Annotated in this window: 12 protein-coding genes and 1 tRNA gene; 9 read left to right on the top strand and 4 right to left on the bottom strand. The window is 72.5% G+C overall.

The genetic code is table 11. From position 1 onward, the window contains the following. Positions 1–194: 194 nt before the first annotated feature. The 4 genes from AC6EI4_RS18805 (at position 195) to AC6EI4_RS18790 (ending at position 3,480) form a co-directional block, all read left to right on the top strand. On the top strand, positions 195–1,199 hold the full coding sequence (locus tag AC6EI4_RS18805; RefSeq protein ID WP_498452395.1) for a hypothetical protein: 1,005 nt from the start codon (positions 195–197) through the stop codon (positions 1,197–1,199). Further along, positions 1,196–1,516: a PadR family transcriptional regulator gene (locus AC6EI4_RS18800; protein ID WP_498452394.1), complete on the top strand. Its 321-nt coding sequence runs from the start codon at positions 1,196–1,198 to the stop codon at positions 1,514–1,516. The genes AC6EI4_RS18805 and AC6EI4_RS18800 overlap by 4 nt, the downstream gene beginning before the upstream one ends. Before the next feature lie 389 nt (positions 1,517–1,905). Continuing rightward, positions 1,906–2,241 (top strand): hypothetical protein, encoded by a 336-nt coding sequence (locus AC6EI4_RS18795; protein ID WP_498452393.1) that lies wholly within the window; start codon positions 1,906–1,908, stop codon positions 2,239–2,241. A 39-nt stretch (positions 2,242–2,280) separates the two neighbouring features. After that, on the top strand, positions 2,281–3,480 hold the full coding sequence (locus tag AC6EI4_RS18790) for a Kelch repeat-containing protein (protein ID WP_498452392.1): 1,200 nt from the start codon (positions 2,281–2,283) through the stop codon (positions 3,478–3,480). 35 nt (positions 3,481–3,515) lie between these two features. On the opposite strand, the gene AC6EI4_RS18785 is transcribed toward AC6EI4_RS18790, so the two are convergent. Next, on the bottom strand, positions 3,516–4,700 hold the full coding sequence (locus tag AC6EI4_RS18785) for a homogentisate 1,2-dioxygenase (protein WP_498452391.1): 1,185 nt from the start codon (positions 4,698–4,700) through the stop codon (positions 3,516–3,518). An 80-nt stretch (positions 4,701–4,780) separates the two neighbouring features. Between AC6EI4_RS18785 and AC6EI4_RS18780 the strand changes: the two genes are divergently transcribed. Both AC6EI4_RS18780 and fahA read left to right on the top strand, forming a co-directional pair. Beyond that, positions 4,781–5,677: a hypothetical protein gene (locus AC6EI4_RS18780; RefSeq protein ID WP_498452390.1), complete on the top strand. Its 897-nt coding sequence runs from the start codon at positions 4,781–4,783 to the stop codon at positions 5,675–5,677. A gap of 2 nt (positions 5,678–5,679) precedes the next feature. Next, positions 5,680–6,885, top strand: coding sequence for a fumarylacetoacetase (gene fahA, locus AC6EI4_RS18775; protein WP_498452389.1), 1,206 nt, complete (start codon positions 5,680–5,682; stop codon positions 6,883–6,885). On the opposite strand, the gene AC6EI4_RS18770 is transcribed toward fahA, so the two are convergent. Then, on the bottom strand, positions 6,810–8,051 hold the full coding sequence (locus AC6EI4_RS18770) for a glycosyltransferase 87 family protein (protein WP_498452388.1): 1,242 nt from the start codon (positions 8,049–8,051) through the stop codon (positions 6,810–6,812). The genes fahA and AC6EI4_RS18770 overlap by 76 nt on opposite strands. Positions 8,052–8,192: 141 nt before the next feature. Here AC6EI4_RS18770 and AC6EI4_RS18765 point away from each other — a divergent pair, with 141 nt between their 5' ends. Beyond that, positions 8,193–9,443, top strand: coding sequence for an MFS transporter (locus AC6EI4_RS18765; RefSeq protein ID WP_498420659.1), 1,251 nt, complete (start codon positions 8,193–8,195; stop codon positions 9,441–9,443). 155 nt (positions 9,444–9,598) lie between these two features. Here the strand turns inward: AC6EI4_RS18765 and AC6EI4_RS18760 are convergent. Beyond that, a tRNA-Tyr gene (locus AC6EI4_RS18760) sits at positions 9,599–9,681 on the bottom strand. 106 nt (positions 9,682–9,787) lie between these two features. Here AC6EI4_RS18760 and AC6EI4_RS18755 point away from each other — a divergent pair. Together AC6EI4_RS18755 and AC6EI4_RS18750 are read left to right on the top strand one after the other, a co-directional pair. Continuing rightward, positions 9,788–10,279: a YajQ family cyclic di-GMP-binding protein gene (locus AC6EI4_RS18755; RefSeq protein WP_498420657.1), complete on the top strand. Its 492-nt coding sequence runs from the start codon at positions 9,788–9,790 to the stop codon at positions 10,277–10,279. 22 nt (positions 10,280–10,301) lie between these two features. Beyond that, positions 10,302–10,478: a hypothetical protein gene (locus AC6EI4_RS18750; RefSeq protein ID WP_498420654.1), complete on the top strand. Its 177-nt coding sequence runs from the start codon at positions 10,302–10,304 to the stop codon at positions 10,476–10,478. On the opposite strand, the gene ilvA is transcribed toward AC6EI4_RS18750, so the two are convergent. Further along, positions 10,475–11,743 carry a threonine ammonia-lyase IlvA gene (ilvA, locus tag AC6EI4_RS18745; RefSeq protein WP_498452387.1) on the bottom strand — a complete coding sequence of 423 codons (1,269 nt, stop codon included), beginning with the start codon at positions 11,741–11,743 and terminating at the stop codon, positions 10,475–10,477. The two genes, AC6EI4_RS18750 and ilvA, sit on opposite strands and share 4 nt — an antisense overlap. Positions 11,744–11,810: the final 67 nt, after the last annotated feature.

Raw genomic sequence — 11,810 nt, 5'->3', positions numbered from 1 at the left:
TCGACACTTCGGATCAGCCACTTCCCGGACCCGCGGACAAGACGCTACGCCGGACCGGTTGACAACAGAAGGGAGCCGGTAAGTCGAACCTGAGTCGCGCACGACCGAACCGCGGCGGCGAAACTTGCCTTGAGTATGGCTGCCGTGGTTTTCTCTAGGTACATATTCGATCTAGATACACACCGGGGGCCCCAATGAAGGACACGACGGCATGGCCCGTGAGGGACCAGGGGTGGGTGGCGCGCTACCGGATGTCGATCGCGGACAAGCACGTTCCGGCGTATGCCCTCGAGCAGCGCGAGCATGAGCTGCTCAGCGCGGTGCGCGAAGCGGAGGTACCCGCGGCCGAGCTCTTCGGAGACGCCGATGTGCTCGCGGCAGAAGACGCTGCCGAGCTTGCGACTGTGGACGAGGAGGTACGCGCATCCCTGGGTGGTGGCCTGCGGCCAGCGCTGCGGGAGGTCGGCAACACTTTGATGGGGGCCGGCATCGTCGCAGTGCTGCTCCTGATCGTCCGTGAGGGCTGGTCGGTCGACATCGACATCGCGTTGGTTCTGGTCGCCGGCGGCGTGCTGGTCGTCTTTGTGGGTTGGGTCGTCAGTCGAGCGCTGTTCGCTGCCGGTCGTTCGGCCGCGGCGGTTGGAGTGCTGATCGCCTCCGGCGCGGCCGCACTCGCAGGCATCGCCTCCGCAGCGAGCCTGGGCGCCGGCCACATCGCGGCGAGCGACGTGCCGACGCCACTCCTGGCTCTGGGGATGCTTGCTCCAGGCGTCGCCGCGCTCGTGGCCTCGAGTCGGATGACCCAGCGGGAATCCCAAGAGTGCTGGGACGACGCCCAGTGGCTGCGTCGCTTCCGGGGAAGCCTGCGGGCTCATCTGGTGCCGGCCACCACCGCCCGGGGCCACGTCGCCGAGATCGAGCAGTCGCTGGTGACGGGGAAGACGGCGGCCTTTGCGGAGTTCGGCCACCCGCTGACCCTGGCCCGCGAAGTGGCCACGGCAGACCGCACCGCGCGGAAGCGACGCTGGTGGCTGTCCACGGTGGCCGGCACGGGCGCTCCGCTGGCCATCGGGGCACTCATGATCGTGAACCAGATCTGGGGAGTCATGTCGATCCCGGTGGCCGTGGCCTTCCTGCTCGCCGGGGCCATCGCCCCGATCGTCAGGTGGGGCGACCGACCGTGGGCGAAGGGGCAGTGAGCCTGGCCGCCTGGCAGCGAGCCTCGTTGCCGATGCTCATCCTGAGCGCGCTCGCGGTCGCGCCGCGACATGGGTACGGCATCTCGCAGGCTCTCGTGGCTGCGGGACTACAGCCGATCAAGGGCGCGCAGCTCTACCCCGTGCTCGTACGCCTCCAGGACGAGGGAGCGATCGTGGCTCAGTGGGAGCAGAGCGAGTCGGGCCCGGCCCGCAAGGTCTACGAACTCACGGCCGCAGGACGCACGCAACTCGAGGAACTTGTCACGCAGTGGCAAACGTTCATGGAGGCGGTGGAGACAGTCGGCCGGCCGGGCTGAAAGGTGACCCCTGGGTGCGGGGTGTCGACATGAGATCCCCGAAACGACCCGGTCGAGCAGTCCGTCGAGGAACCCCACAGCGGTGCTCGTACGCCTCTTCACGCTGCGCCCCTACCGGCGGCCGGGATCGCCCGTCCGGAGGCTCCATTCGGGACGGGTCGACTCGCGGGCGGCTGGCAACACTGCGCGGTGGACAGCGTCGCCCGAACGCACTCGACGACGGAACGTGTCGCTGCATTCTGGGTGGAATGCCGCGGCCCGGTTGCCGCACTTCCGACATGACCCCACATGCAGGAGCCCTGCACAGGCGGGGAACCGGCCGACCTACGAGCGGACGCGCCGGCGGTTGACTGCGTGGCCAGGAGTCTGCCGCTCTCGAGTTCCTCGGCTTGACTCGCAACCGTGAGGGAGCGTGGCGGCCCTCGGGTGGATGGGCCGGCGACCCGGGCCCGGTGGACTCCGACGAGGTCCTCACGACCTACGGCGGCTGGGGCGGAGCCAGACGGCCCGCCGTGTTCGGAGGTTGGGTGACCGACCCGTCGGCGTACGCCGCACGGCTGGTCGACCCGATGACCGGCCGAGTGCTGACCGACCAGGTCTTCAACGAGGTCGTCGTCTTCATGGCCTCGGACCCACTGCCACTGCGGTACGCGCAGGTCGAGCTGCTCGACCACGACCAGTCCGTCCTCCGGGCTGGTCCCGCCCAACGCACCGAACGCCACTGACTCAGGAACCAACCCACCCCCATCCCCGTCCATGTCGACATGACGCCACTTCGCGCCGCCCTCACCGCCTGCCTCGCCGCGCTGACGCTCGCGGCCTGCTCGAACGACTCGACCGACGCCACACCGCCGAAAGCCGACGAGCAGGCCACCGAGCAGTGGCGCCGGCTGCCGGAGGCTCCGCTGACTCCCCGCGACCACGCGGTGGTGGTCGGCGTCGGCGAGCGGATGCTGGTGGTCGGCGGGTGGGAGTTCCTCTGCCCGCCGACGGCCGACTGCGCGACGCCCGAGGGGCCGCTTCTCGACGATGGCGCCGTCTTCGACCTGGCCACCGACTCGTGGAGGCCGATCGCCTCGCCGCCGTTCGGGCTGATCCGGCAGGAGCACGGCACCGCCGCGCTGAACGGGTCGGCGTACCTGCTCACCGACTGCGCGGACGGCCCGATGTGTGGCGCTCGCCCGCGGTTGCTCGCCTACGACCTGGCCGAGGACCGCTGGACCGATCACGGCGCGGTGCCCGGCCCGAAGCACCACCGCTACCTGGCACGGGTCGACAAGCGCCTGCTGGTCCACTCCGACAGCGACGAGGGCGGGGAGGTCGCCGATCTGCTCTACGACCCCGCGACAGCGGCCTGGACGACGCTGCCCGACGACCCGATGGAGCGCAGTTACGACCGCTCCATCGTGGCGACCGGCGACCAGCTGGTCCTCGCCGGTTCACCCATCTCCGCGACCGAGGCGGGCGAGGACTCCGCGAAGCAGTTCGCGCGGCTCGACCTCGCCGCCGGCGAGTGGACCGCGCTCCCCGACGCTCCGGGACCGGGCTACCAGCTGCTGGCGACCGACCGGGGCCCGCTGCTCAACGGCCACTTCATCACGTCACCGGGGTGGCTGCTCGACCCCGACACCTGGACGTGGTCCGAGATGCCCCGGCATGTCGGCGAGAACGTCGACCTGAGGGGCGTGCTGGAGCGCCGCCGGGCCGTCTACGACATCCCGAACAGCGTCGGTGAGATGGCCTCCGCCCACCAGCTGCTCGTCTACGACAGCGTCGCGCAGGACTACGTGCGGATCCCGGCGCCGCCCGGCCGCGAGGACGTCTACGACGACTCCAGCACGGCGCTGGGCCGCAGCCTCTTCGTGTTCGGCGGGCAGCGGTGGACCGGCTCGCGCGCCGACGGCAGGGACGGCGAGGGTGAGCTCGTCGCCGACCCTTGGCTGTGGACGCCACCGGCCGGCTGACCCGAGACACTCAGCGCGCGCCGGTCCCGCGGCGATCAGGGCGTGGACCCGGGGTCGGCCGCCCAGGTCCACGCGTAGGCCGGATCCTCGACCGCCAGCCCGCCCTCGGCCAGCTCCAGCGGCGCGAAGGTGTCCACCATCACCGCCAGCTCGTCGAACGACTCCGCGCCCAGCGACGCCTCGATCGCCGAGGGCTGCGGGCCGTGCGCGTAGCCGCCGGGGTGCAGCGAGATCGAGCCCCGCCCGATCCCCGAGCCCTTGCGCGCCTCGTAGTCCCCGGCGACGTAGAACATCACCTCGTCGGAGTCCACGTTGGAGTGGTAGTAGGGCACCGGCACCGCGAGCGGGTGGTAGTCGACCTTGCGCGGCACGAAGTTGCAGATCACGAAGTTGTGCCCCTCGAACACCTGGTGCACCGGCGGCGGCTGGTGCACCCGCCCGGTGATCGGCTCGAAGTCCTCGACGTTGAGCGTCCACGGATACAGGCAGCCGTCCCAGCCGACCACGTCGAAGGGGTGGGTCGCGTACGTCATCCGGGTGCCGACGATGCGCCCGGCGACGCGGTGCTTGACCAGCACGTCGATGCCCTCGCCGGTCACCAGCAGCGGCTCACTCGGGCCCCGCAGGTCGCGCTCGCAGTACGGCGCGTGCTCGAGCAGCTGCCCGTAGCGCGAGAGGTAGCGCCGCGGCGGCGCGATGTGGGAGTTGGCCTCCACCACGTACAGCGCGGACTCCTCCACCGGCTCCCAGCGGTGCGTCGTCGCCCGCGGGATCACCACGTAGTCCCCCGCCCGGTAGGTCAGCATCCCGAACACCGTCTCCACCGCGCCCGAGCCCCGCTCGACGAAGACGCACTCGTCGCCGATCGCGTTGCGGTAGAGCGCCGAGGGCTCCGTCCCGGTCACCACGTAGGCGATCCGGACGTCGGCGTTGGCCAGCACCACCCGCCGGTCGGTGACCGCGTCGGGCCCGGTCTTCAGCTCGTGCAGCCTCAGGTGGCGCGGCTTCAGCGGGTGGTTCGGCACCCGGGTCTGGTCGGGCAGCTCCCAGACCTGCGATGCGGTGATCGCCGAGGGCACGCCGCGGTGGTAGAGCAGCGAGGAGTCCGAGGAGAAGCCCTCCTCCCCCATCAGCTCCTCGCGGCGCAGCCGCCCCTCGGGGCCCCGGAACTGGGTGTGGCGCTTCGGCGGCACCGCGCCGACGCTGCGGTAGTGGGCCATCAGTCGCTCCCGATCACTGGCCGGACACCGATAACCGAACATCTTCGTCCGCTATCTGTCTCGTGGTTAGAGTAGCTCTCGTGTCAACGCCCACCCCCTCCTCTGCCCCGTCCGCCGGGTGGCCCGCCGCCTTCCGCGGCCTCCTCGACGATGCCGCGGTGTTCCCGCCCGGGGACGCCGCGCTGCCCGACGCGCTCGCGGCGTACGTCGCGCGCGGCGAGCGCCCCGAGGCGGCGTTCGTGCGCTCCTTCGTGGTCCCCGACGTGCAGCTCTCCCAGGTGACGGCCCCGGTGCCGGTCTCGGTCGTGGTCACCGGCGGCGCCGGCGCGATCCCCGGGGCGCTGCGCCAGCTCGAGCGCAGCCCTGCCGCGCCGGCCGGGCTGGAGATCGCGCTGCGCGACCTCGACGACCTCGCCGGCAACGCACGCCGCGTCATCGCCGCCGTCGACGCCGCCCGCACCGAGGGGCTCCTCGACGAGGACACCCCCGTGCACGTCGAGCTGCCCGCCCAGGACCCGCGCCCCTCCTGGCTGGCCGCCGCCGACGAGATCGCCTCCGCCGAGCTGTCGCTGAAGCTGCGCACCGGCGGCGCCGCGGCCGACCAGATCCCGTCCGTCGCCACCCTCGCCGCCTGGATCGACGCCGCGCTGGACCGGGAGCTGGCGTTCAAGTGCACCGCCGGGCTGCACCGCGCGGTCCGCCACACCGACGACGCCCCGGGCGGCGACGGGCTGACCCGGCACGGCTTCCTCAACCTGCTGCTCGCCACCCGCGCCGCCTTCGACGGCGAGCCCCGCGAGGCGGTGACCGCGCTGCTCGACGAGCGCGACCCCGCCGCGCTGCTCGCCCGCTGGCGCGAGCACGGCGACGACACGATGGCGCGCACCCGGCGCTGGTTCACCTCCTTCGGCTCGTGCAGCGTCGACGAGCCGTTGACCGACCTGCGGGCGCTGGGCCTGCTGACCACCGAGGAGTAGCCATGAGCAGCTGGGTACCGGGCGCGGCCGGATCGCCGTGGGACGTCGACAACCTGCCGTACGGCGTGTTCGAGCCGCCGGGCGAGGCGGCCCGGGTGGGGGTGCGGATCGGGGACCTCGTCCTCGACCTGGCCCCGGCCGCCGCGACCGACCTGCCCGAGATCGCCCACCTGTTCGAGGAGGACTCGCTCAACGCGTTCCTCGCCTCCGGGCGCCACACCTGGACCGCGGTGCGGCACTGGCTGGTGGACCTGCTCGGTGAGGAGACCGGACGCGACGCCGCCGAGCCGTACCTGGTGCCGCTGAGCGAGGTGCGCCTGCGGATGCCGTTCCGGGTCGGCGACTACGTGGACTTCTACGCCTCCGAGCAGCACGCCTCCAACGTGGGGCGGATCCTGCGCCCCGGCCAGGAGCCGCTGCTGCCGAACTGGCGCCACCTCCCGGTCGGCTACCACGGCCGGGCCGGCACCGTCGTCCCCTCCGGCACCGCCATCGTCCGCCCGCACGGGCAGCGCAAGGGCGCCGACGACGCCGCGCCGCTGTTCGGCCCCAGCACCCGCCTGGACCTCGAGGCCGAGCTCGGCTTCGTCGTCGGCACCGGCACCGCGCTCGGCGAGGCGATCTCCACCGCCGACTTCGCCGAGCACGTCTTCGGCGTCGTCGGGCTCAACGACTGGTCCGCGCGTGACCTGCAGGCCTGGGAGTACGTGCCGCTGGGCCCCTTCCTCGGCAAGTCGTTCGCCACCAGCATCTCCGCCTGGGTCACCCCGCTCGACGCGCTCGCCCACGCCTGGGTCGACCTGCCCGGCCAGGACCCCGAGCCGCTGGACTACCTGCGCGTCGAGGGCGCCGCCGGTCTGGACATCGCGATCGAGGTGGAGATCTGCGGTCACGTCGTGTCCCGCCCGCCGTACCGCTCGATGTACTGGTCGCCCGCGCAGATGCTCGCCCACCTGACCGTGAACGGCGCCTCCACCCGCCCCGGCGACCTCTTCGCCTCCGGCACCGTCTCCGGCTCCGAGCCCGGCCAGCGCGGCTCGCTGCTCGAGCTGAGCTGGGGCTGGCGTGAGCCGTTCGCGGTCGGCGAGGAGGTCCGCACCGCGCTCGAGGACGGCGACGAGGTGGTGCTGCGCTACACCGCGCCCGGGTCGGCCGGGGGGCGGATCGCGCTGGGCGAGGTGCGCGGGACGGTGCTGCCGGCGCGCTGAGCGGCCTCCGCGCCCTGCCTGCGCGCCGCCCGCGCGCGACGTACCCGCGCGGCCGTCACCGCGAGGAACGCCAGCGCGAACACGACGTACCAGCCCGACATCGCGACCTGCCACGGCGTCAGGTCCAGCTCGACGCGGTCGCCGTGCGGGACCCACCACACCACGGACGAGCCGAACACCGCGACCCCCAGCACCGCCAGCCAGCGACACTCGCGCCAGCACAGCGCGAGCGCCGGGATGCACCAGACCCAGTGGTGGCTCCACGAGATCGGCGAGACCACCAGCCCGGTGAACGCCGCCGCGAGCAGCCCCCACGCCCCGCCGAGCTCGCGGTGCGCCAGCGCCGCGATCGCCAGCCCGGCGAGGAGCACCACCGCGATCACCACCAGCTCGGCCGCGCTCGCCTCGCGGGTGTGGGTGGCGCGCACCAGCCACCCGCGCACGGTCTGGTTGATGGAGTTCTCCAGCCGGCCCACCCGCTCGGCGTCGAAGAGGTACCGGGTCCAGTAGTCCCAGGTCGCCTGAGGCGTCACCGCCAGCGAGACCAGCACCGCCGCGGCGGCGCTCAGGCAGGCGGTGAGCGCGGCCCGGAACCGGCCGGTCAGCAGCAGGTGCACGATGAAGATCGCCGGCGTCACCTTGATCGCGGCGGCCAACCCGATCCCGACCCCCTTGAGCCGCGAGCCCGCCGGCAGCGCCGCGTCGCCCAGCACCAGGCACAGCAGCGCCAGGTTGATCTGACCGAAGCGGCTGGTCAGCACCACCGGCTCGGCCCACAGCGCCGCCGCGCCCAGCAGCGCCGACCCCACGAGTACGTCGCGCGTCCAGGCGCCCGCCACCAGCCGCACCGAGAGCAACGCCGCCAGCACCACCAGCCCCGCGTTGAGGAACACCGAGACCGACTCGGCCACCGTCTCCGGCCAGAACGACCCCGGCACGAAGAGCAGCGCCGCGAACGGCGGGTAGGTGGCCAGGCCGTGCTGCCCGGGCAACGGCGCGTAGAGGTCGATGCCCTCGCGCACCGCGCGGCCCTCGGCGAGGTAGACGTGCAGGTCCACGAAGCTGGGCCGGTCCAGCGTCGTCAGCACCAGCAGGTGCGCGAGCAGCGAGCAGGCCAGGACGCCGCCGGCGAGCCACCCGCCGTACCTGCTGCGTCCTGCGGTCATCCGCTCCCCCGAGCCTGGACCTGACACCCGCACCGAATCGAGCATCGTGACCCGGCTTGTCTACCATGGTCCGAGCAAAGGGTTTAGGCGCGTCTTGGTGGTGGGTTCGACGCGCAGTCCGTCGCACCCGAAAGATCACGCGTGTCCCCTCTTGCCTCCTACCGGCGCCTCTACCAGCTCGCCGGCCCCTTCTACGTCTTCGTCGCCTTCATCGGCCGGATCCCCCTCGCGATGGCCCAACTGGGCTCGCTGCTGCTGGTCTCCACCGAGACCGGCTCCTACGGCACCGGCGGCCTCGCCGCGGGCGCCCTCGCGGTCGCCAACGCGTTCGGCTCGCCGTTCGCCGGTGTCCTGGCCGACCGGATCGGCCAGCGTCCCGTCGTGCTCATCCAGTCCCTGGTCGGCGCCGCCGCGCTGACCACCCTGGTCATGCTGACCACCGCCGGTGCCGCCGACCCGCTGCTGGTCGGCGCCGCCGCCCTGGCCGGCCTGGTGATGCCCCAGGTGGGTCCGCTGGCGCGGGTCCGCTGGCGGCCGATGACCGAGGGCACCGGCAACCACCAGCGCAAGCTCATCGACGCCGCGTTCTCCTACGAGGGCGCCGCCGACGAGGCCTCGTTCATGGTCGGCCCGGCCATCGTCGGCATCGCCGCGGTCGCGTTCTCCCCCGGCGGGGCGATGCTCACCGCCGCCGCCCTGCTCGCGATCTTCGGCTGTGCGTTCGCGCTGCACCCGACCGCGCGCCTGACCGGCGGTGTCATCCACACCCCCTCCTCGGGCCGGCTGGTGACCAGCGTGTTCGTCGCGCTGCTGGTCTCCCAGGCCTGCATCGGGATGCTCTTCGGCGCCACCCAGACCGGTACGACGGCGCTCGCCGACGAGTTCGGGCAGGCCGGTCTCGCGGGGCTGATCCACGCCATGCTGGGCATCGGCAGCGTCATCGCCGGGCTGGCCACCGTCTACCTGCCCGACCGGATCGGCCACGAGAAGCGGATCCTGGTCGCCTCCAGCGCGCTGCTGCTGCTCTCCCTGCCGCTGCTGCTCGTCGACTCCATCGCCGGCCTGGTCGTGGTGGTCATCCTGCTCGGCTTCGGCGTCGCGCCGTACATGATCGGCGTCTTCACCCTCGGCGAGCGGATCGTGCCGCAGAGCCGGATCGGGCTGGCGATGACGCTGCTGGCCGGCGCCACCGGCATCGGCTACGCCCTGGGCTCGAGCACCGCCGGCCGCCTCGCGGACCTGCACGGCTACACCGCGGCGTTCTGCGTCACGATCAGCGCGATGGCGATCGGCACCCTGCTCGCCGCGTTCACCAACTGGCGGGCGAAGACCGCCGGGCTCACCGCTCCCGAGCAGCCGGCGCCCGCGGTACCGGTGGAGCAGAACGCCTGAGCCACCCCGTGGGCCGGCCGGGTTCCTCGCGCCGGCCGGCCTGCGGGGGTCGTGTGCCTGAGGACGCGCTCCGGCGCGTCGTGGGGCACACGACCCGGGCTGCGCGGGAATGTAGAAGGCCCCGGCCCTGCTCTCGCAGGACCGGGGCCGTTCTGTGGCAGATGAAGGATTCGAACCTTCGAAGGCATAAGCCGACGGATTTACAGTCCGCTCCCATTGGCCGCTCGGGCAATCTGCCACGCGGTCTCCGTGCCGAGTTGGCCCGGTGACAGCAAGACGAAAGAATAGCGCAGCACCTCCGACAGACGAAAACCGCCGTCCCCGACGGCACGAAGGAGAAACCCATGGCCGACTCGTCGTTCGACATCGTCAGCAAGCTCGACCGCCAGGAGGTCGACAACGCGCTGGGGCAGACCGCGCGGGAGATCGCCACCCGGTACGACTTCAAGGGCACCGGCGCCAGCATCGAATGGCAGGGCGAGCACGGGGTCGAGATCACCGCCTCGGCCGACGACCGCGCCACCGCCGTCCTCGACGTGTTCAAGGACAAGCTCATCAAGCGCAACCAGTCGCTGAAGATCCTCGACGCCGGCGAGCCCCGCCAGTCCGGCCAGGTCTCGAAGATCTCGATCACGCTCAAGGAGGGCATCTCCTCCGAGGACGCCAAGAAGATCTCCAAGCTGATCCGCGACGAGGGCCCCAAGGGCGTCAAGGCGCAGATCCAGGGCGACGAGCTGCGGGTCTCCTCGAAGAAGCGCGACGATCTGCAGGCGGTGCAGGCGCTGGTGAAGTCCCAGGACCTGGAGTTCGCCGTACAGTTCACCAACTATCGCTGAGCCGACCGACAGGGAGCGATCGATGAACTTCCGGACCCAGGCGCTCGAGGCGCTGAGCAGCATCCGCCCCAAGCAGATCGCCAGCACCGACCAGCAGCTCCAGCACGCGCAGGTGCTCGCCCTGCTCGCCGTCAGCGAGGAGCTCGCGCTGCTGCGCGAGCAGGGGACCCCCGCCGCCGGCTCCCCGCAGGGCTCCTAGAGCAGGAAGCCGAAGAGCGGGCTGTCCGGGGGCACCCGCTCGATGCGGGGCGGGGCCTCCTGCATCCGCTCCCACAGCGCCGCGTAGTCAGCCGGGTCGCCGAGCTCGATGCCCACCAGGGCCGGGCCGGTCTCCCGGTTGTTGCGCTTGACGTACTCGAACAGCGCGATGTCGTCGTCCGGGCCGAGGACGTCGTCGAGGAAGCGCCGCAGCGCGCCCGGCTCCTGGGGGAAGTCCACCAGGAAGTAGTGCTTGCGGCCCTCGTGGATCAGCGCCCGCTCCACGATCTCGGCGTAGCGGCTGACGTCGTTGTTGCCGCCGCTGACCACGCACAGCACCTCGCTGCCCGGCTCCGGCACGTACGCCGTGCCCAGGGCGGCGGTGGCCAGCGCTCCGGCGGGCTCGGCGATGATCCCGTCGGACTGGTAGAGGTCGAGCATCTCCATGCAGACCCCGCCCTCCGGCACGCTGACCAGCTCGACGCCCGCGTCGCGCACCAGCTCGAACGGCACGTCGCCCACCCGTCGTACGGCCGCACCGTCGACGAAGGAGTCGATGCTCGCCAGCACGACCGGGCCCCCGGCCGCCAGCGCCGCGGCCATGCTCGCGGCCCCGGCGGGCTCCACGCCGACCACGCGCAGGCCGGGGTGCCGCTCGCGCAGCCAGGCCACCGAGCCGGCCAGCAGTCCCCCGCCGCCGACCGGCAGCACCACCACGTCGGGGACGTGGCCGAGCTGCTCGATCGCCTCGAGGACGACCGTCCCCTGGCCGGCGACGGTGCGCGGGTCGTCGAAGGCCGGCACCAGCGTCGCGCCCGTCGCCGCGGCGTACTTGCTGGCTGCCTCGGCCGCCTCGTCGTAGGTGTCGCCCACCACCCGTACCTCGACCGCGTCGCCGCCGAGCACCGCGATCCGCTCGCGCTTCTGGCGCGGGGTGGTGCGCGGCAGGTGCACGGTGCCGCGTACGCCGAGGCGCGCGCAGGCGAGCGCGAAGCCCTGGGCGTGGTTGCCCGCGCTGGCGCACACCACGCCCAGGGCGCGCACCGCGGGATCGAGCTGGACGATGAGGTTGTAGGCGCCGCGCACCTTGTAGGAGCGGACCACCTGCAGGTCCTCGCGCTTGAGCCAGACGGTGGCGCCGGTGCGCGCGCTCAGCCGGGCGTTCAGCTGCAGCGGCGTCGCCGCGACGGTCTCCACGAGCCGCTCGGCCGCCTCCTCGACGCTGGCGGCGGTGACGAGGGGCTGCGTGGTGGGGTCGGGGTGCATCCCCTCAGGCTAGGCAGCGGCCGCGGCGGGCCGCTGACCGGCTCGGTCGCGGGGTCCGCTGCGCGCA

This window comes from Nocardioides sp. Z43_10, from assembly GCF_059766615.1.
This window is presented reverse-complemented; position numbering and strand designations above follow the sequence as displayed.

Excerpts from the sequence above, each read along its gene's own strand:
- AC6EI4_RS18750 (WP_498420654.1), top strand. The coding sequence starts at position 10,302 with ATGAACTTCCGGACCCAGGCGCTCGAGGCGCTGAGCAGCATCCGCCCC.
- AC6EI4_RS18805 (WP_498452395.1), top strand. The coding sequence starts at position 195 with ATGAAGGACACGACGGCATGGCCCGTGAGGGACCAGGGGTGGGTGGCG.
- AC6EI4_RS18770 (WP_498452388.1), bottom strand. The coding sequence starts at position 8,051 with ATGACCGCAGGACGCAGCAGGTACGGCGGGTGGCTCGCCGGCGGCGTC.
- AC6EI4_RS18785 (WP_498452391.1), bottom strand. The coding sequence starts at position 4,700 with ATGGCCCACTACCGCAGCGTCGGCGCGGTGCCGCCGAAGCGCCACACC.
- AC6EI4_RS18755 (WP_498420657.1), top strand. The coding sequence starts at position 9,788 with ATGGCCGACTCGTCGTTCGACATCGTCAGCAAGCTCGACCGCCAGGAG.
- AC6EI4_RS18790 (WP_498452392.1), top strand. The coding sequence starts at position 2,281 with ATGACGCCACTTCGCGCCGCCCTCACCGCCTGCCTCGCCGCGCTGACG.
- fahA (WP_498452389.1), top strand. The coding sequence starts at position 5,680 with ATGAGCAGCTGGGTACCGGGCGCGGCCGGATCGCCGTGGGACGTCGAC.
- ilvA (WP_498452387.1), bottom strand. The coding sequence starts at position 11,743 with ATGCACCCCGACCCCACCACGCAGCCCCTCGTCACCGCCGCCAGCGTC.